The sequence below is a fragment of the Aquipseudomonas ullengensis genome (assembly GCF_014174475.1).
GTDB classification, from domain to species: domain Bacteria; phylum Pseudomonadota; class Gammaproteobacteria; order Pseudomonadales; family Pseudomonadaceae; genus Aquipseudomonas; species Aquipseudomonas ullengensis.
Map to the genome: position 1 here is coordinate 44,956 of NZ_JACJUD010000004.1, position 23,744 is coordinate 68,699.

At 60.8% G+C, this 23,744-nt stretch carries 24 protein-coding genes; 19 read left to right on the plus strand and 5 right to left on the minus strand.

What is annotated here, in order from left to right; translation table 11 throughout:
• Positions 1–8: 8 nt before the first annotated feature.
• The 4 genes from H3H51_RS12595 to flgA form a co-directional block, all read right to left on the minus strand.
• The gene (locus H3H51_RS12595) at positions 9–752 is read right to left on the minus strand and encodes a flagellar brake protein (protein ID WP_183089408.1); all 744 of its coding nucleotides are present in this window, start codon (positions 750–752) and stop codon (positions 9–11) included.
• A gap of 86 nt (positions 753–838) precedes the next feature.
• Positions 839–1,306, minus strand: a complete 468-nt coding sequence (locus H3H51_RS12600) for a flagella synthesis protein FlgN (RefSeq protein WP_183089869.1) — start codon at positions 1,304–1,306, stop codon at positions 839–841.
• Between the two features lie 49 nt (positions 1,307–1,355).
• A complete protein-coding gene (gene flgM, locus H3H51_RS12605) occupies positions 1,356–1,697 on the minus strand; it encodes a flagellar biosynthesis anti-sigma factor FlgM (protein ID WP_183089409.1) in 342 nt (113 codons plus the stop codon).
• Positions 1,698–1,830: 133 nt separating this feature from the next.
• Positions 1,831–2,589 (minus strand): flagellar basal body P-ring formation chaperone FlgA, encoded by a 759-nt coding sequence (gene flgA / locus H3H51_RS12610; protein WP_183089410.1) that lies wholly within the window; start codon positions 2,587–2,589, stop codon positions 1,831–1,833.
• 80 nt (positions 2,590–2,669) lie between these two features.
• On the opposite strand from flgA, the gene H3H51_RS12615 reads away from it, so the two are divergent.
• On the plus strand, positions 2,670–3,602 hold the full coding sequence (locus tag H3H51_RS12615; RefSeq protein WP_183089411.1) for a chemotaxis protein CheV: 933 nt from the start codon (positions 2,670–2,672) through the stop codon (positions 3,600–3,602).
• A gap of 44 nt (positions 3,603–3,646) precedes the next feature.
• Positions 3,647–4,474 (plus strand): protein-glutamate O-methyltransferase CheR, encoded by an 828-nt coding sequence (gene cheR / locus H3H51_RS12620; protein ID WP_183089412.1) that lies wholly within the window; start codon positions 3,647–3,649, stop codon positions 4,472–4,474.
• Here cheR and H3H51_RS12625 read toward each other — a convergent pair.
• The gene (locus H3H51_RS12625; RefSeq protein WP_183089413.1) at positions 4,455–4,754 is read right to left on the minus strand and encodes a hypothetical protein; all 300 of its coding nucleotides are present in this window, start codon (positions 4,752–4,754) and stop codon (positions 4,455–4,457) included. The genes cheR and H3H51_RS12625 overlap by 20 nt on opposite strands.
• On the opposite strand from H3H51_RS12625, the gene flgB reads away from it, so the two are divergent.
• From flgB to H3H51_RS12710, 17 genes are all read left to right on the plus strand, one after another.
• Positions 4,719–5,126 (plus strand): flagellar basal body rod protein FlgB, encoded by a 408-nt coding sequence (gene flgB / locus H3H51_RS12630; RefSeq protein WP_183089414.1) that lies wholly within the window; start codon positions 4,719–4,721, stop codon positions 5,124–5,126. The two genes, H3H51_RS12625 and flgB, sit on opposite strands and share 36 nt — an antisense overlap.
• 14 nt (positions 5,127–5,140) lie before the next feature.
• A complete protein-coding gene (gene flgC / locus H3H51_RS12635; RefSeq protein WP_183089415.1) occupies positions 5,141–5,584 on the plus strand; it encodes a flagellar basal body rod protein FlgC in 444 nt (147 codons plus the stop codon).
• Between the two features lie 20 nt (positions 5,585–5,604).
• On the plus strand, positions 5,605–6,285 hold the full coding sequence (flgD, locus tag H3H51_RS12640; protein ID WP_183089416.1) for a flagellar hook assembly protein FlgD: 681 nt from the start codon (positions 5,605–5,607) through the stop codon (positions 6,283–6,285).
• 44 nt (positions 6,286–6,329) lie between these two features.
• Complete coding sequence (gene flgE, locus H3H51_RS12645) at positions 6,330–7,643, plus strand: flagellar hook protein FlgE (protein ID WP_183089417.1); 1,314 nt, start codon at positions 6,330–6,332, stop codon at positions 7,641–7,643.
• Positions 7,644–7,841: 198 nt separating this feature from the next.
• Entirely contained in the window at positions 7,842–8,585 is a 744-nt protein-coding gene (flgF, locus tag H3H51_RS12650) for a flagellar basal-body rod protein FlgF (protein WP_183089418.1), read from the plus strand.
• Positions 8,586–8,631: 46 nt separating this feature from the next.
• Entirely contained in the window at positions 8,632–9,417 is a 786-nt protein-coding gene (flgG, locus tag H3H51_RS12655; protein WP_183089419.1) for a flagellar basal-body rod protein FlgG, read from the plus strand.
• Between the two features lie 64 nt (positions 9,418–9,481).
• A complete protein-coding gene (flgH, locus tag H3H51_RS12660) occupies positions 9,482–10,177 on the plus strand; it encodes a flagellar basal body L-ring protein FlgH (protein ID WP_183089420.1) in 696 nt (231 codons plus the stop codon).
• A gap of 11 nt (positions 10,178–10,188) precedes the next feature.
• Complete coding sequence (locus H3H51_RS12665) at positions 10,189–11,289, plus strand: flagellar basal body P-ring protein FlgI (protein WP_183089421.1); 1,101 nt, start codon at positions 10,189–10,191, stop codon at positions 11,287–11,289.
• Positions 11,290–11,301: 12 nt separating this feature from the next.
• Positions 11,302–12,492, plus strand: coding sequence for a flagellar assembly peptidoglycan hydrolase FlgJ (gene flgJ, locus H3H51_RS12670; RefSeq protein ID WP_183089422.1), 1,191 nt, complete (start codon positions 11,302–11,304; stop codon positions 12,490–12,492).
• A gap of 9 nt (positions 12,493–12,501) precedes the next feature.
• The gene (gene flgK / locus H3H51_RS12675) at positions 12,502–14,565 is read left to right on the plus strand and encodes a flagellar hook-associated protein FlgK (RefSeq protein WP_183089423.1); all 2,064 of its coding nucleotides are present in this window, start codon (positions 12,502–12,504) and stop codon (positions 14,563–14,565) included.
• Between the two features lie 14 nt (positions 14,566–14,579).
• Complete coding sequence (locus tag H3H51_RS12680) at positions 14,580–16,268, plus strand: flagellar hook-associated protein 3 (protein ID WP_235981364.1); 1,689 nt, start codon at positions 14,580–14,582, stop codon at positions 16,266–16,268.
• A gap of 138 nt (positions 16,269–16,406) precedes the next feature.
• Positions 16,407–19,229 (plus strand): O-linked N-acetylglucosamine transferase family protein, encoded by a 2,823-nt coding sequence (locus H3H51_RS12685; protein WP_183089424.1) that lies wholly within the window; start codon positions 16,407–16,409, stop codon positions 19,227–19,229.
• Positions 19,226–19,999: a glucose-1-phosphate cytidylyltransferase gene (gene rfbF / locus H3H51_RS12690; protein WP_183089425.1), complete on the plus strand. Its 774-nt coding sequence runs from the start codon at positions 19,226–19,228 to the stop codon at positions 19,997–19,999. The genes H3H51_RS12685 and rfbF overlap by 4 nt, the downstream gene beginning before the upstream one ends.
• Positions 19,990–21,063, plus strand: a complete 1,074-nt coding sequence (gene rfbG, locus H3H51_RS12695) for a CDP-glucose 4,6-dehydratase (RefSeq protein ID WP_407926507.1) — start codon at positions 19,990–19,992, stop codon at positions 21,061–21,063. The genes rfbF and rfbG overlap by 10 nt, the downstream gene beginning before the upstream one ends.
• Positions 21,060–21,620 carry a dTDP-4-dehydrorhamnose 3,5-epimerase family protein gene (locus H3H51_RS12700; RefSeq protein ID WP_183089427.1) on the plus strand — a complete coding sequence of 187 codons (561 nt, stop codon included), beginning with the start codon at positions 21,060–21,062 and terminating at the stop codon, positions 21,618–21,620. Before rfbG ends, H3H51_RS12700 begins: the two co-directional genes overlap by 4 nt.
• Positions 21,617–22,840: a class I SAM-dependent methyltransferase gene (locus H3H51_RS12705; protein WP_183089428.1), complete on the plus strand. Its 1,224-nt coding sequence runs from the start codon at positions 21,617–21,619 to the stop codon at positions 22,838–22,840. The genes H3H51_RS12700 and H3H51_RS12705 overlap by 4 nt, the downstream gene beginning before the upstream one ends.
• A complete protein-coding gene (locus H3H51_RS12710) occupies positions 22,840–23,733 on the plus strand; it encodes an NAD-dependent epimerase/dehydratase family protein (protein ID WP_183089429.1) in 894 nt (297 codons plus the stop codon). The genes H3H51_RS12705 and H3H51_RS12710 overlap by 1 nt, the downstream gene beginning before the upstream one ends.
• The last annotated feature ends 11 nt before the right edge of the window (positions 23,734–23,744 follow it).

A 23,744-nucleotide genomic window follows, 5' to 3' on the forward strand; every position in this document is an offset into this window, starting at 1 on the left:
CGACTTCGTTAGTCGTCCTTGTCGGTGCGCCGGGCTTCGCGCTGCAACTGATAGACGAAGCGCTCGACCTGGCGCGACTCCAATCCGCCGAGGCGGTGGAAGCGGGCGCCGACGAAGGTCATCTCGACCTTCTCGTCGAAGCGCACGTGGCGCACTTCGATCGACGTGCTCAGGTTGCCTACGGGCAATGAAGCGCTGAGGCTCTCATAGACCTGGCCAGGTTGCAGGGTGTTGGTGATGTCGCCGGGAAAACGCAGGCGGCAGCCGGTGGCGGAGATATCCAGCATCTGGCCTTTGATCGGCTTGCTGAGTCTTTTGCCATTCAGTTCGATATTCACCATCTGCGCCTTGCCAAGTTGGGCGCGGAAAGCGCTGCGGCGCTGGTGGTAAATGATCTTTTCGGGCAGGTGGCACCAGTAGCAACGTGCGCCTTCCAGCTCGCCAATCTCGATCGGGTCTTCGCAGTCCCAGGCAATGCGCACGCCATCGTGGAAGCCTTCGACGCGGAAGGCTTCGCCGCTTTTCAGGAAGCGCTCACCGTCATTGGGTACGAGTTCGTCCAGTGCCAGCACGCCGCGTTCGCGGTCGGCGGCTACCAGAAAGCTTTGAAAACGCTGGTTGCGATCCTTGAAGGTGATGACCAGCGGATCGTTGTGCTGTTGCAGCAGGCGCAGGTTGGTGAAGATTTCCAACGGTGCACTCAGCACCTTGGGCGGCTGAGGGCCATCTTCATCGAGAAATGGATTGGACACGGACCAAAAATCTCCAGGCACGAACGACTACGGCACCTAGGATACTGGCATATTGCCGGTATGTCCCTGTGCTTGTTTTCTTGTGATCAGGCCTGACTGAGCGGGCGCTGTTGGCCGATTTTAGCGGCGCTGCCACGGCTGTCATAGAGCCCTGGTGTTTCGCCGCCGCGAAGTATGCCGAGCACACTGTTTAGGGAGGCCTGGTTGGCGCGAATCACCCGGCCGTTACGCAGGTTGGCTTCACGGCAACGCTCCAGCAATTGCCCCAGCTGCTCGCTGCTGGCAAGCAGCTCTGTGCCGTTTTCAGAACGGCCAGCCAATGCTTCGAGGCCGCTGCGGTCGGCACTGAGTTGCTGATCAAGCAGCGCTTTACTGCGCGCAGTACCGTGCTGATCGAGCAGGCTAAGAAGGGGGAGTTTTTCACCGAGAAGCTTTTCCAGGCGCGGCAGGTCTCGCTCGCTAAGCGCTTGGAATTCGGCATCGATCAGCTCAAGCAGATGCTGGGCTGTGCCGATATCTTCACTGAACAGATGGAGCAGGGTCGTCTCTTGCATCGCGGGCTCTGGGGATTGGGCGTCCAATATCCCCAGCGCAGCCCTGGGACTAGCGCTGGGATTCGAAGTCGAGCAGTTTGCCGGCAACTCGCTGGCTGTCTACCTGATAGCTGCCATCGGCGATGGCTTGCTTCAGTTTGGCAACGCGTTCCTTGTCCACGGTGGGCAGGTCGCGCAGCTTGTCGCTGGCTTTTTGCAATTGCTGCGCATCATGGCTGAGCTGCACGGAGTCACCAGGTTTGCTGGTGCCAGCCTGCTCGCTGGTAGCCTGCGCGGCAGGCGGCTGAGTGCCGCTGACTGCTTCATTGCGGCTACTGGACTGGGTATTGCCCGCTCGGCCGCTGTTGGCGGTGGAGGCGGCATTATTCAGCCGGTTGAAGTCGATGACCATGGTGCAAACCTCTGACGGTATCTGGACGCTTGACTAGCTTGTCGGCCGTATCCGCCGGAACTTTAGGGTAAAAAACTGAGCAATGCTTAACAGTGTAGGGAATCGCTAAACAACCACGCTACAAAATTCATGCCTACATTTCTACTTCTACCTGGCCAGGGCCTGCAATTCTGGCTTTGATCACCCGCTGCGAGCTCAGGTTGCGCACACTGATTTGCTGCCCGAGCGTCCCGCCAGACAAGGCCTCGCCAGGCATACGCACATTGATACCGCCGCTGCGGGCGCTGATTACCACCTGGTCGCCACGCTTGATACTTTCAGCCAACTCGAGCAGCGCTGGGGTCAGCGCCTGGCCGGTGCGTACGGGGCGCGTCATTTTTCTGCCGACAACCAGTTCTGTGCTGGTCAGATAACCTCGGGTCAGCGTGCCAATGTCCTGTTCAGCCAAGGCAACAGTGTCTGGGCCAAGCAAATCGCCGCGATTAAGCGGCCGAGTGGCGACGACCACCGGACTGAACAGGCGAACCTGTGCTGGGACGAAAATAGTCCAAGGCGTGCTGCCTTCACAACTGACCCGTACCGTAACCCGTCCAACAGGCTGCGCAGGGCTTTCCAGGGCCTGCGTCAAATCGCTGTCGCAAGCGGCAAGGCGTAACCGCGGGTCGAGTGGGTTAACGCTTATTTCATAGCGAGCCTGGATTTCGCTACGCTCTAAATAGTCTTCGACACTGAACTCAAGAAAGCCTTCGGTTGCGCCGATAAGCTCCTCAGGCATGACCAGTGCTGCTGCTTGCAGTGGGTTGTAGCCGAGCAGGCACAAAGCAGGTAAAACACCGAAAGAGAAGCGGCGTTTTGCCATCATGTGCCGGAAAAGTGTCGTCATAACGTTCATGAACACTACAAAGCAAGCCTCGTGCCGCCTGCTACGCTAAGGCCAAGCACGTGACGACTTGCATAAGAAGGAGTCTGGGCATGGCCGGAGTATTGGACTCGGTTAACCAGCGTACCCAATTGGTTGGGCAGAACCGCCTGGAGTTGCTGTTGTTCCGTCTCGACGGCAAGCAGCTTTATGGGATCAACGTGTTCAAGGTGAAGGAGGTGCTGCAATGCCCCAAACTCACCATCATGCCCAAGTCCAGCCCGGTAGTGCGCGGCGTAGCCAACATCCGCGGTGGCACCATTCCGATCCTCGATCTGGCGCTCGCCACCGGGCGTACAGGTTTGAACGATCTGCAAAACAGCTTCGTCATCATCACTGAATACAACACCAAGGTTCAGGGCTTTCTGGTGCGCTCGGTCGAGCGCATCGTCAACATGAACTGGGAAGAAATTCATCCACCACCCAAGGGCACCGGCCGCGATCATTACCTGACCGCGGTTACCCGGCTGGATCAGCAACTGGTGGAAATCATCGACGTCGAGAAAATCCTCGCCGAGGTGGCGCCTATGTCGGAAGCGATTTCCGAGGGCGTGGTGGACGTCGAGACACAGGCCAAGGCGGTTTCCAAGAAGGTCCTGATCTGTGACGACTCGTCGGTGGCGCGCAAGCAGGTAACGCGTTGCCTGGAAAGCGTCGGGGTCGAAGTGGTGTCGCTCAACGACGGTCGCCAGGCCTACGACTATCTGCACAAGATGGTCGAAGAAGGACGGCGTCCGGAGGAAGAGTTCCTGATGCTGATCTCCGATATCGAAATGCCGGAGATGGATGGTTACACCCTGACGGCGGAGATTCGCTCCGATCCAAGGATGCAGAAGCTGCATGTGATTCTGCATACTTCACTGTCCGGCGTATTCAACCAGGCGATGGTGAAGAAGGTTGGTGCGGATGATTTCCTGGCGAAATTCCGTCCCGACGATCTGGCTTCCCGCGTGGTCGAGCGTATCCGGGTTTCAGATGGGGGCTGAGGGCCTGGCCCTCTGTTGATTCTATGTTTGGTGAGGCGGCACTAGTGTCTTCAGGCAATTTGGATTTCGAGCAGTTCCGCGTCTTTCTGGAGAAGGCCTGCGGCATCCTGCTCGGCAGTAACAAGCAGTACCTGGTGTCTAGCCGTCTCAATAAGCTGATGGAACAGCAAGGGATCAAGACGCTCGGTGAGCTGGTGCAGAAGATGCAACTGCAACCGCGCGGCGGCCTGCGAGAGCAGGTGGTCGATGCGATGACCACCAACGAAACCCTGTGGTTTCGCGATACCTATCCGTTTGAAGTGATGAAGAATCGCGTGCTGCCGGAGATGATCAAGGCCAGCCCCAACCAGCGCTTGCGTATCTGGTCCGCGGCCTGCTCATCCGGGCAGGAGCCTTACTCGCTATCGATGACCATCGACGAGTTCGAAAAAACCAACCTGGGCCAGCTCAAGGCTGGTGTGCAGATCGTTGCCACTGATCTGTCGGGCTCGATGCTGACGACCTGCAAGTCCGGCGAGTACGACAGCCTGGCCATGGGGCGGGGGCTGTCCCAGGAGCGTTTGCAGCGTTACTTCGACCCTAAAGGGCCGGGGCGCTGGGCCGTCAAGGCGCCGATCAAGAGTCGCGTCGAGTTTCGTGCGATCAACCTGCTGGAGAGTTATGCGGCGCTCGGCAAGTTCGACATCGTGTTTTGCCGCAACGTGCTCATCTACTTCTCGGCTGAAGTGAAGAAGGACATCCTCACCCGCATCCATGCCACCCTGAAGCCTGGCGGTTACCTGTTTCTCGGTGCGTCCGAGGCGTTGAACGGGTTGCCTCATCTGTACCAGATGGTCCAGTGCAGCCCGGGGATCATCTATAAGGTGAAATGAACCGCAGCGCTGGTAAGTGAACGGGAGGCCAATGGCCTCCCGTTTTTGTTTGTGGCGGCAAAACAGGCTGTCGGGCATTGCCGCTTGCCTTGCCTGATAGCGGAAAAGCTTTGCCGCTTGCCGCTTTTTGATTGGCTAATAAATAAGTAAGTAATTGATCTATAAGTAAAAAATAAATTGGCACAGCCTTTGCTAAATATCTGGTACGCACCACCAGATCGCCCAACGGCAAAGGTTCAAGGTCATGAGTATCAGCTTCGAAAGCGCTCTCGGCATTCACGAAAAGGCTCTCAACTTCCGCGCCCAGCGCGCCGAAGTGCTGGCCAACAACATCGCCAACGCCGACACCCCGCATTACCAGGCCCGTGACCTTGACTTCGCCTCGGTGCTGGCGGAGCAGAACGAGAGGGCTCAGGGCAAGCAGATCAGCCTGAACCGGACCAGTAGCCAGCACATTCCGGCCGATGGCCTAGAGCTGGCTGATCCGGCGCTGCGCTTCCGTACGCCGTTCCACCCGTCCATCGACCAGAACACCGTCGACATGCAGCAGGAGCAGTCGAACTACACCGAGAACGCGGTGCAGTTCCAGGCCAGCTTCACCCTGCTCAACAGCAAATTCAAAGGGCTGGTCAGCGCCCTGCGCGGCGAATAAGGGGAGATTCAGTTATGTCACTTTCCAGTGTTTTCAATATCGCCGGTACCGGCATGAGCGCCCAGAGCACTCGCCTGAACACCATCTCCAGCAACATCGCCAACGCCGAGACCGTGTCTTCCAGCATCGACCAGACCTACCGCGCCCGTCACCCGGTGTTCGCCACCGTGTTCGAGTCGAGCATGGACGGTGATCGCGGCTCGCTGTTCGCCGACCAGGACGAGCCGGGCCGTGGCGTGCAGGTGCTGGGTGTGGTCGAGGACCAGAGCAGCCTGATGCCGCGCTACGAGCCGAACCATCCGGCGGCTGATGCGAAAGGTTACGTGTACTACCCGAACGTCAACGTGGTCGAGGAAATGGCTGACATGATCTCCGCCAGCCGCGCTTTCCAGACCAACGTTGAAATGATGAACACCGCCAAACAGATGATGCAGCGCGTCCTGACCCTGGGTCAGTAAGTCGCAGGGAGGAGTAAGGGATGAGCAGTGTAAGTGGCGTCGGTTCTTCGGCACTTGATCAATACCAGATCAACAACGACAGCAGCGGTACGGCGAGCAACGAGCTGGGCAAGAACCAGTTCCTGGAGCTGCTGGTGGCTCAGTTGAACAACCAGAACCCGCTGGAGCCGCAGGCCAACGGTGAGTTCATCGCCCAGCTTGCGCAGTTCAGCCAGGTAGAGGGCATCGAGAAGCTCAACACCAGCATGGGTTCGCTGCTGACGGGATACCAGTCTTCGCAGGCGCTGCAGGCTTCGTCGCTGGTGGGTCATACGGTGATTGTGCCGACCGACAAGGCCGTGGTGGATACCAGCGAAACCTTCAAGGGCAGCCTGGTGCTGCCGGTCACCAGCAGCAACGTGTACGTGAACATCTATGACAGCAAGGGCTCGGTGGTCAACCGGGTCAACCTCGGTGAGCAGGCTGCTGGCCAGGTCAGCTTCATGTGGGATGGCAAGGACTCCAGCGGCAACGTGATGACGCCGGGGACCTACAAGTTCGAGGCGCAAGCCACCTATGCAGATGGCACCAAAGGGCTTTACACGCTGCTACCGGCCAACGTCGACAGCGTCACCCTGGGCCAGAACGGCAGCGAGATGCAGCTCAATCTCGCCGGCCTCGGCAGCGTCTCGCTGTCGCAAGTACAAATGATCGGTCAATAACTCACAGACTGTAAGCGCCGGCAGTAGCGGCAAAGGAGTATTCCATGGCTTTCAACATCGGTCTGAGCGGTCTGCGAGCTGCCACCAGTGACCTCAACGTCACCGGCAACAACATCGCCAACGCCGGCACCGCAGGCTTCAAACAGTCGCGTGCCGAGTTTGCCGACGTGTATGCCGCGTCCGTACTGGGCTCGGGTTCCAACCCTCAGGGCAGCGGTGTGCTGCTGTCGGACGTCTCGCAGCTGTTCAACCAGGGCAACATCAACTACACGCAAAACGCGCTGGACCTGGCCATCAACGGCAACGGCTTCTTCGTCACCAGCAACAACGGCGAAGTCAGCTACACCCGCGCCGGTTACTTCGGTACCGACCGCGATGGCTTCATGGTCAACAACTTCGGCTACAAGCTGCAGGGTTATGCGGTGGATGACGCCGGTAACCTGCAGAACGGTGTGGTCAGTGACATCCAGATCCAGACGGCCAGCCAGTCGCCGCGTCCGACGGAAGAGATCACCCAGACCTTCAACCTGAACTCGACGAACACGGTGCCGACTACCACGCCGTTCGATCCGACCGATCCGACCTCGTACAACTCGTCGACCTCGACCAACATCTATGACTCGCAGGGCAACGCCCACGTGTTCACTCAGTATTTCGTCAAGACCGCGGCCAATACCTGGAACATGAACGTGTTGATCGATGGGCGTAACCCGGCGGACCCGAGCTTGACCACGCCCTATACCGCGAACGTGGGTTTCACCACGGCCGGTCAGTTGGATCTGACGACCCTGAGTTCGCCTGAGCTGACGGTGAATGCCGATGGCACTATCACCATGCCTGCCGGTGCCTGGGTGCCAGCTGCATCGGATGGCGGGACGCCGCCCGTCTGGGCAGGCAATGGCGCTGATCCCGCCGCCGCCGGTGTAACCCTCGACCTGCGTTCGTCCACCCAGTTCTCCAGTGCCTTCGCGGTCAGCAGCATCAGCCAGGATGGTTACACCACCGGCGAGCTGTCGGGCCTGGAAATCGACGATACCGGGGTGATCTTTGCGCGCTACACCAACGGCCAGTCCAAGGTGCAAGGGCAGATCGTGCTGGCCAACTTTGCCAACGTGCAGGGCCTGACCCCGGTCGGCAAGACCGCCTGGGTGCAGTCCTTCCAGTCCGGTGAGCCGGTGGTGGGAACCCCGCGCTCCGGTACGCTCGGTGCGTTGCAGGCCGGCGCCCTGGAGGACTCCAACGTCGAGTTGTCTGATCAGTTGGTGAACCTGATCGTGGCTCAGCGTAACTACCAGGCCAACGCCAAGACCATCGAGACCGAAAGCGCGATCACTCAGACCATCATCAACCTGCGGTAACGCCAGGGGAGGGGCCTTGCCGCAGGCGGCAAGGCCTCGCCGTCTTCGCATTTTCAAGGCTCCTTCGGGAGCCTTTTGTTTTATTTAAATCCTTTAAAATCAGTATCTTGTAATTATTTTTCGAGTCTGGCACGGGCTTTGCTGAATAGCCTGTAACAGAGCAGCGAGCGGCAATCGCCGCCCACCTCGGAGAAGACAATGGACAAGATGCTGTACGTATCCATGACTGGCGCCAGCCAGAACACCATGGCTCAACGTGCCCACGCCAACAACCTGGCGAACATTTCCACCAGCGGCTTTCGCCGTGACTTCGAGCAGGCGCGTTCGATGCCGGTGTTCGGCGACAGCTATCCGGCCCGCGTCTACGCGATGAGCGAACGTCCGGGTACGGACTTCACCCCGGGCTCGCTGCAGGAAACCGGTCGCGACATGGACATTGCCATCGATGGCCAGGGCTGGGTTGCCGTGCAGTCGGCTGACGGCAGCGAGGCTTATGTGCGTACCGCCAGCCTGCAGATCGATTCGCTGGGCCAGCTGCGCACCGGCAACGGTTTGCCGGTTCTCGGCAATGGCGGACCGATTGCCATCCCGCCAGAGCAGAAAGTGGAGATCGGCCAGGACGGCACTATCAGCATCCGCGCCCTTGGCGAGTCGCCGAGCACGATGGCTGAAGTCGACCGGATCAAGATGGTCAACCCCGATCCCAAGACCATGGAGAAGGGCCTCGACGGCATGATCCGGGTCAAGGATGCCACCGGCCCGGCCCAGGCGGATGCCAACGTACGCCTGACCTCCGGCTTCATCGAGGCGAGCAACGTGAATGCCGTGGAGGAGATGACCGCGATCCTCTCGCTGTCCCGCCAGTTCGAACTGCACGTGAAGATGATGCGGACCGCCGAAGACGACGCGGCGGCCATGGCACGCGTCATGCAACTCAGCTAATTACCAGCGCGATGTGCCGTAAAACCGGCGCTCGAGGAGAAGAAAGATGATTCCGGCTCTGTGGGTCAGTAAAACCGGTCTGTCCGCCCAGGACATGAACCTGACCACTATTTCCAACAACCTGGCGAACGTATCGACCACCGGGTTCAAGCGCGATCGCGCTGAATTCGAGGATCTGCTGTACCAGATTCGTCGCCAGCCCGGCGGTCAGTCCAGCCAGGACAGCGAACTGCCCACCGGCCTGCAGCTGGGTACCGGTGTGCGCATTGCCGGCACGCAGAAGATCTTCACCCAGGGCAGCCTGCAGACTACCGAGCAGCCGCTGGACCTGGCCGTCAACGGTCGCGGCTTCTTCCAGATCCTGCAGCCAGACGGCACCGTTTCCTACAGCCGTGACGGCAGCTTCCACCTGGACTCCGACGGCCAGATCGTCACCTCGCAAGGCTTTGCCCTGGAGCCGGCCATCGTCCTGCCCGCCGAGACCCAGACCTTTACCGTGGGCGAGGACGGCACCGTTTCCGTAACCGTGGCCGGCAACCCGGCCTCGCAGGTGATCGGCAACATCCAGACCGCCGACTTCGTCAACCCGGCTGGCTTGCAGGCGATTGGCAACAACCAGTTCCTCGAAACCGCCGCCAGCGGCGCGCCGCAGGTGGGAACGCCAGGTCTGACCGGCCTGGGCGTGGTGCTGCAGAACACCCTGGAAAACTCCAACGTCAGCGTGGTCGAGGAACTGGTGAACATGATCACCACCCAACGTGCCTACGAGATGAACTCCAAGGTCATCTCCACCGCCGACCAGATGCTGTCCTTTATTACCCAGAATCTTTAATCCGCAGGCGCTGACCTAGGTCGGTGCCGGCATTGAGCAACACGAACGCCGTGAGGTAGTGGTTATGAACCGGCTGATTATTCTTCTCCCCCTGCTGGGTAGCGTCGCCCTTAGTGGCTGCGTGACGCCCCCGCCGAAGCCGGATGACCCGTACTACGCGCCCGTGTTGCCACGCACTCCGCTGCCGGCCGCGCAGACCAACGGCTCGATCTACCAGGCCGGTTTCGAAACCAACCTGTACGACGACCGCAAGGCCTACCGGGTGGGCGACATCATCACCATCACCCTCAGCGAGAGGACCCAGGCGAGCAAGCAGTCCGGCTCGTCCATGTCCAAGGACAGCACCACCAATATCGGCCTGACCTCGCTGTTTGGCGGTGGCGTGAGCACCAACAATCCGTTTTCCGATGGCAAACTCAGCCTGGACGCCGGTTACAGCGGCTCGCGCGACACTGAAGGCGACGCGGCGGCCGACCAGAGCAACAGCCTGAGCGGTTCGATCACCGTAACCGTGGCGGAAGTGCTGCCCAACGGCATTCTCTCTGTGCGCGGCGAGAAGTGGATGACCCTCAATACCGGCGACGAGCTGGTGCGCATTGCCGGCATGATCCGCGCCGATGACATTGCCACCGACAACACCGTGGCCTCCACCCGTGTGGCCAATGCGCGCATCACCTACTCCGGCACGGGCGCCTTCGCCGATGCCAGCCAACCGGGCTGGTTCGATCGCTTCTTCGCCAGCCCGTTGTTCCCGTTCTGAGTAGCCTGATCATGAAGCGACTGATTTCGACCCTCTGCCTGTTGCTCGTTGCGAGCACGGTGCAGGCCGAGCGCCTGAAGGATCTGGCCAGCATCCAGGGTGTGCGGGCCAACCAGTTGATCGGCTACGGCCTGGTGGTCGGCCTCAATGGCTCGGGTGACCAGACCACGCAGACGCCATTCACCCTGCAGACCTTCAACAACATGATGGCGCAGTTCGGCATCAAGGTACCGACCAGTGGCGGCAACGTGCAGTTGAAGAACGTCGCGGCCGTGTCGATACACGCCGAATTGCCGCCGTTCGCCAAGCCGGGACAAACCCTGGACGTGACCGTTTCCTCCATCGGTAACGCCAAGAGCCTGCGCGGCGGCAGCTTGCTGATGACGCCGCTGAAAGGTATCGACGGCAACGTGTACGCCATCGCCCAGGGCAATCTGGTGGTTGGCGGCTTCGACGCTGGTGGCGCCGATGGCTCGCGCATCACTGTCAATATCCCGTCGGCTGGGCGCATTCCTGCCGGCGGTACCGTGGAGCGTCCGGTGCCAAGTGGTTTCGATCAGGGCAACAGCCTGACCCTCAACCTCAATCGTCCGGACTTCACCACGGCGAAGAATATCGTCGACCAGATCAATGGCCTGCTGGGCCCTGGCGTGGCCCAGGCCATCGACGGCGGTTCGATTCGCGTCAGCGCACCGCTCGACCCCAACCAGCGCGTCGATTACCTGTCGGTACTGGAGAACCTTGAGGTCGAGGCGGGGCAGGCGGTGGCCAAGGTCATCATCAACTCGCGCACCGGCACCATCGTCATTGGCCAGAACGTCAAGGTGCAGCCGGCAGCGGTGACTCACGGCAGCCTGACCGTGACCATCACCGAAGACCCGATCGTCAGCCAGCCGGGTGCCTTCTCCAACGGGCAGACAGCCGTGGTGCCGCGCTCCAAGGTGGATGCCACCGAGGAAGCCAAGCCGATGTTCAAGTTCGGGCCGGGCACCACCCTGGACGAGATCGTTCGCGCGGTGAACCAGGTGGGCGCCGCTCCTTCCGACCTGATGGCCATTCTGGAGGCGCTCAAGCAAGCCGGCGCCCTCCAGGCCGACCTGATCGTGATCTGAGGAGGGCGCGCGATGGATTCCCGAGTACCCGCCGGCCTGGTCAGCGGCCAGCCCTATGACAGCGGTGCCTACACCGACCTGAACCGCCTCAACCAGTTCAAGGTGGGCGGTGACAGCAGCAGCAATATCAAGAAGGTGGCGCGCGAGTTCGAGTCGCTATTCGTCAACGAAATGATGAAGGCCATGCGCAAGGCGAACGATGTGTTCGGTGAAGGCAACTTCATGAACAGCAACGAGAGCAAAACCTACCGCGACATGTACGACCAACAGTTGGCCGTGACCCTGTCCAAGAGCAAGAACGGCATCGGCCTGGCCGATGTGCTGGAACGTCAGTTGAGCCAACTGGCCGGTGGCGCCAAGGATCGCGTCAATCCGTTCCCGCAGATGGCCACCGAGGCCGCCGGTAGCGCCGCCAGCATCGCACCGACGGCATTCAAGAGCTCGGCGGGCGAGGGTGGTCGCGATGACTCCAAACTGCTCAATCAGCGCCGCCTGAGTCTGCCGAGCAAGATGACCGATCGCCTGCTGGCCGGCATCGTGCCGCCTAGCGCGGGCGCCGAAGGGCAACCACTGGCCGCTACTGACTGGGTTTCGGATCAGTCCAAAGCGGTGACCGACGTCAAGCCGTTGAGCCTGGACAACAGCGACGCCATCAGCGGTCGCCGCGTGGCCCAGCCACCGCTGGCCAAGGGCAAGTCGGCCTTCGCCTCGGCCGAAGATTTTGTCGCCACCATGCTGCCGATGGCGGAAGAGGCGGCGCAGAAGATCGGCGTCGATGCCCGTTACCTGGTGGCCCAGGCCGCACTGGAAACCGGTTGGGGCAAGTCGATCATCCAGCAAGCCGATGGCAGCAGCAGCCACAACCTGTTCGGCATCAAGGCCCAGGGCGGCTGGGAAGGCGAGTCGGCGCGGGTGCTGACCACCGAATACAACGGCGGCAAGGCGGTCAAGGAGTCGGCAGCGTTCCGTACCTATGACTCCTTCCAGCAGAGTTTCAACGATTACGTGAGTTTCCTGCAGGGCAATGGCCGCTACCAGGAAGCGCTGGATTCGACCGCCAACCCTGATCACTTCGTGCGTGAACTGCAGGAGGCCGGCTACGCCACCGACCCGCAATACGCCCGCAAGATCGCGCAGATCGCCCGGCAGATGCAGACCTATCAGACTGTCGCCGCGGCAGACAGCTCGACCACAAGGACCTGAGGCTGAGTTATGGCTGACCTACTGAGTATTGGCCTGTCCGGGCTGTCAGCGAACAAGACGTCGCTGGCGGTTACCGGGCACAACATCACCAACGTCAACACGCCGGGTTTTTCCCGGCAGGACACGGTGCAGGCCACTCGTACGCCGCAATTCAGCGGTGCCGGTTATATCGGCTCGGGGACCACGCTGGTCGATGTCCGGCGTATCTACAACGAATTCCTTACCACCCAGGTGCGTAGCAGCACGGCGCTGAACAGCGACGTGACGGCTTATCTCGACCAGATCAACCAGCTCGACTCGCTGCTGGCCGGTAGTACCACGGGGGTCACGCCGGGCATGCAGAAGCTGTTTGCCGCCCTGCAAACCGCTGCCGAAGACCCTGCCAATATCCCGGCACGGCAGTTGGTGTTGTCCGAAGCGGAAGGCCTTTCCAAGCGTTTCAACACCATCTATGACCGCCTGTACGAGCAGAACGCGTTCATCAACAAGCAGCTCTCGGCCGTGACTGACCAGGTCAACCAACTGGCAACGTCCATCGCTGGTTACAACAACGCCATTGCCGTGGCCGGCGCCAATGGCCAGCAGCCCAACGACCTGCTGGATGCGCGCGAAGAAGCGGTGCGTCAGCTCTCCGAGTTCATCGGCGTGACCGTGGTGCCGCAGGACGACAATACCTACAACCTGTTCATCGGCTCCGGCCAGCCGCTGGTGGTTGGGGCGACCGCCGCCAAGCTGCAGGTCGTACCGGGCACTGCCGACCCACTGCGCAGTGAAGTTCAGTTCGTCAGCGGCGGTTCCAGCCAGGGCATTACCTCGCTGATTACCGGCGGCGAGATGGGTGGCCTGATCCGCTATCGCGAGGACGTGTTGGACACCTCGATGAACTCGGTAGGGCGCCTGGCGCTGTCGATTGCCGACCAGATCAATACCCAACTGGGCCAGGGTCTGGACCTGAAGGGTAACTTCGGTGAGTCGCTGTTCCGTGACATCAACGATCCACTCATCATCGGCCAGCGCAGCCTGGCCCGGGTGGGTAACAGCGACACCAACGCCAACCTCAATGTGCTGATCGAGAACACCACCGCGCTGACCACCAGCGACTATGAGGTGCAGTTCACCAGCGCCACCGAGTACACCGTGCGGCGGATTTCCGACGGCCAGACGGTTTCGGCCATCTACGATGACGATGGTGACCCGGATACGCCGATGGTGGCGGCGCCGTCGCCCTACGACATCACCAGCGGCACGCCGCTGGTATTCGACGGTTTCTCGATGAACGTGGCGTCCGGCACCTTTGCTGCGGGCGACCGTTTCCGCGTGATGCCGACGCGCAACGAAGCAGACAACATCCGCACCGACCTGACCAACGCCGAGGAGCTGGCTTTCGCCTCGCCGCTCAAGGCCGAGACCAGTCCAGCCAACATCGGCACCGGCGCAATCACCCAGCCAAGCCTGATCACCCAGATCGACATCTACGACGCAGCGGCTCAGGCGGCGCTGGAGAACAGCCTGCGTACGGCACCACCGGTGCGCATCGTGTTCACCTCGGATTCCGACTACGACGTAGTGGATACCGCAGGTACCGTGCTGAGCAGTAATACCATCGTGCCGGGGCAGAACAACACCCAGCAGATCACCGCCGGTACGCCGCCGGATGACTTTACCTTCGAGTTCACCCTCAGTGGGCGGCCAAAGACGGGTGACAACTTCACCATCGCGTTCAACACCAATGGCGTCTCGGATAACCGCAACGCCCTGAAGCTGACCGAGCTGCAAAGCAAATCGACGATCGGTATCGATCCGAACTTCCCGACCACCACCGGTGCGAGTTTTACTGATGCCTATGGGGATCTGGTGGAGCGTGTCGGTACCCTGACCAGCCAGGCGCGGGTGGACGGCGAGGCGACTACGGCGATCCTCAAACAGGCAACCGATAACCGTGACTCGGTGTCTGCAGTCAACCTCGACGAGGAGGCGGCCAAGTTGATCCAGTTCGAACAGTACTACCAGGCGTCTGCGCAAATCATTCAAGTCGCGCGTAGTCTGTTCGATACGCTGATCAACACCTTCTAAGCCGGACAACGCCCATGGTTATGCGTATTTCCACCATCCAGGCCTTCAATAACGGTGTCAGCGGCATTGGGCGCAACTATTCCGATGTGATCCGCACCCAGGAGCAGATCAGCAGCGGCAAGCGCATCCTGACCCCAGCTGACGACCCGGTAGCGTCCGTTCGCTTGCTGCAGCTTGAGCAGCAGCAAGCGATGCTGACCCAGCACAAGGACAACCTGACGGCGGCCACCAATAGCCTGACCCAGGAAGAAACCACGCTGAACTCGGTGAACACTGTGCTGCAGCGCATCCGCGAGCTGGCGGTGCAGGCCGGCGGTGGCACCTTGTCTGCAGAGGACCGCAAGTCGATCGCCAAGGAGCTGAGCGAGCGAGAAGGCGAGCTGCTCAACCTGATGAACAGCCGCAACGCCCGCGGCGAATACCTGTTCGCCGGCAATCTGGGCAAGACCGAGCCTTTTGTGCGCAACCCGGACGGCACCTATTCCTACCGAGGTGACGAAGGGCAACGCAGCCTGCAAGTGGCCAGTTCGACCACGGTGGCGATCAACGACAATGGCAAGGTACTGTTCGAGAACGTGACCAACGCCGACCGTGTACTCAACACCAATGGTGTCGATAACGCGGCGCTGGCTGGCCAGGTGCCGCCGTTGCCCGCCACCACCATCCCGCCTGTGGCGAGCGATGAGCAGCGGGTGTTCATGTCGCCGGGCCTGGTGCAGGACAACGACACGTTCAACAGCACTTTCCGCGATGGCGAGCCTTATTCGCTGGTGTTCGTCAGCGGCAGCGAGTTCCGTATCTATGACGGTACCGGCGCTGACGTGACCTCGGAAGTGCCTGGCAGCGGGCAGATCGATCCCCTGACCAGCAACGGTAACGTCATCAATTTCCGTGGCATGCGCTTCCAACTGGATGTGGTGCTGCAGGAGGGGGATAACGAGCAGGATCTGGATGCGCTGCTGGCTGACATTCAGCCGCCGGCTACCGCTGGCTCCCCAGGCATTGGGACGCACAGCTTTACCTTGCAGGCGGCACCGACGGAGTTTGCCACTACCCGTTCCTCGACCAATGCCTCGACGGCGGTGGTCAGCGGCGGCACGATCACCAACCAGGCGACGTTCAATTCCCAGTTTCCGACGTCTGGCGTGGTGTTGCGCTTCACCAACGCCACTGACTACGACGTCTATGCCCAACCTGTGGGGGCGAGTAGCACGCCGATTGCTTCGGGCACTGCAGCCGGGCCTTATCCGTCAACCTTCAGTGTGTTTGGCGCCGACTTCAGTTTGAGCGCTGCCGCTTCGACGGGTGACGAGTTCAGTGTGCAGCCGCAGTTTCAGGAGCAGCGCAGCATCCTCAACACCATCTCCCGTCTGCGCCAGGCGCTGGAGTCTGCACCGACCTCGCCGGCAGGCAATCTGTCGATCCGTGATGAAGTGGCGATTGCGTTGACCAACATGGACAACGGCATAGGCCAGGTGCTCGGGGTGCAGACGGAAATCGGTGCACGGTTGAATCTGATTGATACCACGACGACGGACAACGAGGACGTCACGCTGGTCAACAAGTCGGTCCAGGCGGACCTGCGTGAACTTGATTACGCCGAGGCGTTGTCGCGGCTGTCGTTCCAGACGGTGATTCTTGAAGCTGCGCAACAGAGTTACGTGAAAATCGCCGGGCTCAGTCTGTTCAACAAGCTGGGCTGAGTCATCTTGTCAGCAATGGGCCACTGCTCTTGGCCCGTTGCTAAGCTATTGCCTGTATCTCACTAATTTTTCTGATTTCTTCTGGCTTGTTAATTGCTAACTTGCTGGGATAGTGATGAAAAATTGACGGGGCCGGGCATGACAGTTGACACCGAGTGGCTAGTGGATTTCTTTCGCCGCCAGGCACGCCTCGGTTTTGAGGAAGGGGATTACACGCGCACGCGCAATAGCTGCCGAGAGGTATTGCAGTACGTGCCGGCGGATGTCGAGTCGCGCTTGCTGCTTGGCGAGGCCGCCCTGGCCAGCCGCGATAGCGTAGCCGCCCAGCGTGCCTTCGATCAGCTCCTGGAGCTCGAGCCTGATAATGCCGAACATGCGATGAAGCTTGGTCAGGCCTGCTTGCAAACTCAGGACTGGCCTGCCGCTGCTGCCGCATTTAATCAGGTATTGCTGCTGCAACCCCTGCATCAGGGTGCCCACGAGGCTTTGGCGTTGCTGACGCAACTACAGGAACGGCTGAATATCCTCGATCAACTGCCGGCTGCGCAGCCCGGGCGTAACGATCCCTGTCCCTGCGGCAGTGGCCTCAAGTACAAGAAATGCTGCCTTGAGAAGAGCTCTCAGCACCTAATGGCGCAGCATCTGGAGCAGGCTTTTGCTGCCGAGCAGTGGGAGCAAGTAGTGTCCCAGGCGGATGAGTTGCAAGGTTTCTCCCCATCCATCCGTCGTGCACTTGCGCTCGCTCGCTATCAACTGAGTCAGCGAGAGTTGGCTTACCCTCTGGTTCAGGCCGCCTGTCGAGAGGGGCCGGATGACCTTGAGCTGCGTGCCGCTTTGGCGGATCTCGAGCTGGACCACCGCGTGGCATTGGCCCAGACGCTTGCCGAGTCCGTACTGGCGGCAGATGCCGGGCAGTGGCGGGCTAGCCTGGTATTGGCTGCGGTGCACGCACGCCAGGGCCATCCGGAGAGGTCCGAGTCGACCCTGCGCGAGGTGCTGCGGCACAACCCTGATTGCTCTCTGGTCTGGCAGCGACTGAGCCACTTCCTGCGCAAGTCCCAGCGACTGGAAGATGATCTGGCAGCAATGCAGGAGTGGACCGAGCGTTGTCCGCAGCATGCCGATGCCTGGTGTCACCGCGGCATGTCGTCGATCATGACTGCGCGCATTGCCGATGGACGCGAGTTTCTGGAGCGGGCCCTGCAACTGGAGCCTGAGCACTTCGAGGCTCTGTGCTGGTTGGGGCAGTCCTATCAAAGCGAGCAGGATCCACATACCGCACTGCATTATTTGTCGCGTGGGCTGCAGGTTAAACCTGACTATCAGCCGGGTTGGAACATGCTGGGTGGGGTCTATCAATCGGTGGGTCGCCAGCATGAGTCCGAGGGCTGTTTCATGCGTGCTCTGGCGATCTCTCCCACGCAGCCGCTGGCCTGGAACAACCTGGCCAATATCTATCTGGATGGGCATCTGCTGGGCGAGGCGGAGAGGGTCATGCAGGTTGCTCTTGAGTTGAACCCGAACTCGCCGAGCCTGTGGAATAACCTCGGCAATATCCTGAGCTCCGCTAAGCGTCTCAAGGAGGCGTTGGCGGCATTCCGCAAATGTGCAGAGCTAGACCCTGGCTACGAGCCGGTGCTGGTCAATCTGGCAGGTGTGGAGTCGCACTTCGGCAACCTCGATCGTTCGATTGAGTTGCTGCGCGGTGCCATCGAGGTCCCAGGGGCAACTACCAACTTGCTGTTTTTCGCCAACTACCATGCGGACTGGAGCGGCGAGCAGGTCTTTTCACTGTACGAGGAAGTAACCCGGCGCTACCCAGTCCGACAGTACTTCCAGTACGAAAACGAGCGCACATGCAATCGCCGTCTACGTATCGGCTATGTGTCGCCGGATTTCCGCAACCATGTCTGTGCGATGTTCATCGAGCCATTGCTCAGCCGGCATGATCACCAGCAGTTTGAAATATTCGCCTACTCCCTGGTGCGTCGCGAAGATACGGTCACCGAGCGTTTCATTGGTCATGCGGATCACTGGCGGCATTGTGTGGGGCTCAGCGATGAAGCAATCGCTGAGCAAATTCGTGCCGACGGTATCGACGTGCTCGTCGATCTCGCAGGCCATACGGGTAGTAGTCGCTTACAAGTGTTCGCCCTTAAACCGGCACCGGTACAGGTCAGTTGGTGGATGGGCTTCGCCTTTGGTACCGGCCTGGAGCAGATGGACTATTTCCTGGCGGACGAGCAAATGTTGCCTCCGGGCTGTGAGTCTTCCTTTGCCGAAACACTCTGGCGGATGCCAGCTCCAGCAGTCGCCTACTTACCCCCGCAAAGCATGGACGTGGAGATTGGTGAGCTACCGGCTTTGCGCAATGGTTATGTCACGTTCGGTAGCCTGACTCGCCCGGTGCGCCTGAACCACAAGGTCATTCGCGTTTGGTCAGAATTACTTCTGCGCGCACCCAACTCCCGCCTGATGCTCGATAGCAGCTCTTTCAGTGATGAGAGCTTGCAACAGCACTATCACGATCTGTTTGCCGAACAGGGAATCGACCCCGAACGTATTGTGCTTGGGTTTACCTCACCAGCGACCAGTGCCCTGGCGAAGATGGATATTGCCCTGGATTGTTTCCCGCATAACTCCGGCACCACGCTGTACGAGAGCCTGTACATGGGCCTGCCGGTGGTGAGCTTGCGCGACAGGCCATCCATGGGGCGGGTCGGGGCGCTTATCTTGAACGGCATGGGCCGTGACGAGTGGATCGCCGATACCGAGCAGCAATATCTCGACAAACTGGTGGCTCTGGCCAGTGACGTGCCGACTCTGGCAAAGATCCGTGCCGGGCTGCGTGAGGAGATGCTGGCTTCCAAGCTCTGTGATGCGGCAGATTTCACCCGCAGAATGGAACAGACCTACCAGCAGATGTGGCAGCACTACTGCGAACAAGGAGAACAACAATGAAGGCAGTGATTCTGGCCGGCGGCCTGGGTACGCGGATCAGCGAAGAGTCGCACCTCAAGCCCAAACCGATGATCGAGATTGGTGGCAAGCCGATTCTCTGGCACATCATGAAGCAGTACTCGGCCCACGGTATCCAGGACTTCGTCATCTGCCTGGGTTACAAGGGCTATGCGATCAAGGATTTCTTCGCCAACTATTTCCTGCATACCTCCGATGTCACCTTCGACATGCGTAGCAACCAGATGGAAGTGCACCAGAACTACAGTGAGCCCTGGCGCGTGACCCTGGTGGATACTGGCGAGGAAACCATGACGGGTGGGCGTTTGCGCCGTGCCGGGCGTTTTCTCGAAGAAGAGGAGGCGTTCTGCTTCACCTACGGTGACGGGGTGTCCGACCTGGATATCAGCGCGCTGGTGAACTTCCACAAGCAGCACGGCAAGCACGCGACCGTGACTGCAGTACAGCCGCCGGGCCGTTATGGCGCCCTGGCGCGCGAGGGCGATGAAGTCACCGGTTTCGTCGAGAAGCCCCGTGGCGATGGTGGCTGGATCAACGGTGGTTTCTTCGTCCTGTCGCCCAAGGTGTTGCCGTATATCCGTGAGGACGCGACCACCTGGGAAGCCGAACCGCTGGGGCAGCTTGCCAGTGAAGGGCAATTGATGGCCTTCCAGCACGAAGGCTTCTGGCACCCGATGGACACACTGCGCGACAAGAACTACCTGGAACAGCTGTGGCAGAGCGGAGAGGCCCCGTGGAAACAGTGGAGCTGAACCCTGCCTTCTGGCGCGGTAAGCGCGTCCTGCTGACCGGTCATACCGGCTTCAAAGGCGGTTGGCTGGCGCTCTGGCTGCAAAGCTGGGGTGCTCAGGTGACTGGCTTCGCCCTTGAACCTTCGACCGAGCCCAGTTTGTTCGAGCTGGCGCGCGTGGATGAGGGCGTTGACAGCCGCATTGGCGATCTGCGTGATATGCCTGCACTGCTGGCTTTGGTGGCTGAAACCAAACCGGAGATCGTCTTGCACCTGGCGGCGCAGCCGCTGGTGCGCGAGGGTTACCGCGATCCGCTGGGGACCTACGCCAGCAACGTGATGGGCACTCTGCATCTGCTCGAGGCGGTGCGCCAGGTCGGCGGCGTACGTGCTTGCGTGGTGGTGACCACCGATAAGGTCTATGCCAACAACGAGTGGGCCTGGCCTTATCGAGAGAGCGAGGCGCTGGGCGGGCATGATCCTTACAGCAGCAGCAAGGCTTGCTGCGAGCTGGTGGCGCAATCCTTCGCCGCCTCCTATTTCCCAGTATCGCGCTATGCCGAGCATGGTTTGGCGCTGGCCACCGCGCGTGCGGGCAATGTACTGGGTGGTGGTGATTTTTCTGCCGATCGCCTGGTGCCGGATGTGCTGGCCGCTTGGTCGCGTGGTGAGCCGGTAACCCTGCGTTATCCGCAGGCGGTGCGCCCGTGGCAGCACGCTCTGGAGCCGCTGGCAGGCTATCTGCAACTGGCCCAAGGGCTATATGAGCAAGGCCCGGCAGTGGCAGGGCCGTGGAACTTCGGCCCGATCGATGCCGACACCTGCAATGTCGGCGATGTGGTGGCGCGCCTGGCTGCGCGTTGGCCGCAGGCGCCTGGTCTGCAAGTTGAACAGAGCGAACTGCATGAGGCTGGCCTGCTGCGCCTGGATAGTAGCCGTGCGCGCCAGCTGCTTGGCTGGCAGCCGCGCTGGTCGCTGGACGACTGCCTGCAGCAGACCCTCGATTGGCACCTGGCCTGGCAGCGTGGCGAGGATATGCGTGCGGTAACCCTGGCTCAGTTGGCTTCCTATTGGGGGCAGGCATGAGCGAGCTGAGCCTGCACAAGTTGCCGCTGGCGGGGTTGTTTCTGTTGCAACAGAAGGTTCACCAGGACGAGCGTGGACGCTTCGCTCGCCTGTTCTGCGAGGGCAGCCTGGAGGCTTTCGGCCAGCCGTTGCATATCCGCCAGATTAACCAGTCGCTAACCCGTGAGCGCGGCACCGTGCGTGGCTTGCACTTTCAATACCCGCCGCATGCCGAGAGCAAGCTGATCACTTGCCTGCGCGGGGCGGTGTGGGATGTGGCGGTGGATGTGCGCCACGGCTCACCGACGTTCCTGCACTGGCATGCCGAGCGGTTGGATTCCGGTGACGGCCGCAGTTTGCTGTTGCCACCGGGCTTCGCCCACGGTTTCCAGGCGTTGAGTGATGATGCCGAACTGCTTTATCTGCATAGCGCGGATTACACACCGGGGCATGAGGGCGGTTTGTCCGTCACCGATCCGCACTTGGCCATCGACTGGCCGTTGCCACTGAAGAACCTGTCGGCCCGCGATGCCGGCCATCCTCTACTGGATGAGAGTTTCCAAGGAGTCCATCTATGAATTGCCGTGGCTGCGCTGCGCACCTGCATTTGCCGCTGATCGATCTGGGTACGGCGCCGCCGTCGAATGCCTATGTCAGTCGCGAACAGCTCAACCAGGCGGAGCAGTGGGTACCTCTGCGGGTGTTGGTCTGCGAGTCGTGCTGGCTGGTGCAGACCGAGGACTATCGCGCGGCCGATAGCCTGTTCGACGCCGATTACGCCTATTTCAGTTCATTTTCCAGCAGCTGGCTGACCCACGCAGAGCGCTATGTGGCCAGCATGGTCGAGCGCTTCGACCTGGGCGAGCAGAGTCGGGTCGTGGAAATTGCCGCCAACGACGGCTATCTGCTGCAGTACGTGAAAGGCCGCGGCATCCCTTGCTTGGGGATCGAACCGACGGCAAGCACAGCGCGTGCGGCCCGGGACAAAGGGCTGGAAATCCGCGAGCTGTTCTTCGGTGAGAGCGTTGCTCGGCAACTGGCGGCGGATGGTTGGAGTGCCGACCTGATGGCCGCCAACAACGTGCTGGCCCATGTGCCGGACATCAACGACTTCCTCAAGGGCTTCGCCGAGTTGCTCAAACCGCAGGGCGTGGTCACTTTCGAATTTCCCCATCTGCTGCGCCTGATGGCCGAGCACCAGTTCGACACCCTTTATCACGAGCACTACTCCTACCTGTCGCTCACAGCGGTGCAGGGGGGGTGTGCACGTAATGGCCTGGCCGTGTTCGATGTCGAGGAGCTGCCAACCCATGGTGGCTCGCTGCGGGTTTTTGTGCAGCGAGCGTCCTGTGAGCGGCCGGTCTCGCCGTCGGTTGAGCGGATGCTGGCGCGGGAGGAGGCAAGCGGAGTTAAAACCGCAGCCTACTACGCCAGCCTGGCGCCGGCTGCCGAGCGCATCAAGCATGAGCTGCTGACGTTCCTGCTCAAGGCCAAGGCCGAGGGCAAGAAAGTGGTGGGTTATGGCGCCGCAGCCAAGGGCAATACACTGCTCAACTATGCCGGCGTGCGCGGCGATCTGCTGGCCTGGGTGGCCGATGCCAACCCGCACAAGCAGAACAAGTTCCTGCCGGGCAGCCGTATACCGATCGTCGAGCCGGCACGTATTGCCGCCGAGAAACCTGATTATGTGCTGGTACTGCCCTGGAACCTGCTCAACGAAGTGATGGAGCAGCAGGCGCTCGTCAAATCCTGGGGCGGCCAGTTTGTGGTGGCCGTTCCTGAGCTGCGTTGCCTTTGATGGCGCGAGTGTTGGTTACGGGCGCCAGTGGCTTCGTCGGCCGCCAGGTGGTCGAGCAGCTGTTGGCTGCGGGGCATGAGGTGCATGCCGCTTGCGGTCGCCAGGTGCTGGACGGCCCGATCGTTCATCAGCTGGACCTGCTTGAGCCAGGGGCTGCTGCGGCGCTGGTCGCCAGGGTGCGCCCTCAGCGCCTGCTGCATCTGGCCTGGTGCGCCAAACCTGGTGTGTACTGGACGTCGCCGGAGAACATCGGCTGGGTGCGCACCAGCCTCGAACTGTTGGAGGCCTTCCAGTGCCATGGCGGTGAACAGGCTGTGCTGGTTGGCAGTTGTGCCGAATACGATTGGAGTGGCGAGGGTGTTTGTCACGAAGACAGCACGCCGTTGTTGCCCGCCACGCCTTATGGGCGCTGCAAGAATGCGACCCGCGAGCTGGCCGAGCTGTTCGGGCAATTGCATGACATGCCGGTCGCCTGGGCGCGAATCTTTCATGCCTATGGCCCCTACGAAGCTCCGGGGCGACTGGTGCCGGCGGTGATCGGTGCATTGCTCAAGGGCGAGCCGGCGCGCTGCTCCCACGGTGAACAACTGCGCGATCTGCTGCATGTGGCGGATGTCGCCTCGGCGCTGATCCAGCTGGCCCAGGGCGGGGTGCAGGGAGCATTCAATATTGGTGGTGGCCAGCCGATACGCCTGCGCGAGGTGATCGAGTATCTGGCCAGGCAACTGAACGCAGAACATTTGTTGCAATTCGGAGCTATTCCGGTTGCGCTCAACGATCCACCGCTGCTGATCGCCGACAACCAGCGCTTGCTGGCTCAGGGCTGGCAGCCGCGGTTCGATCTACACAGTGGTTTGGATGATGCTCTCGCCTGGTGGCGTGGGCGTATTTGATACTCGGAAAG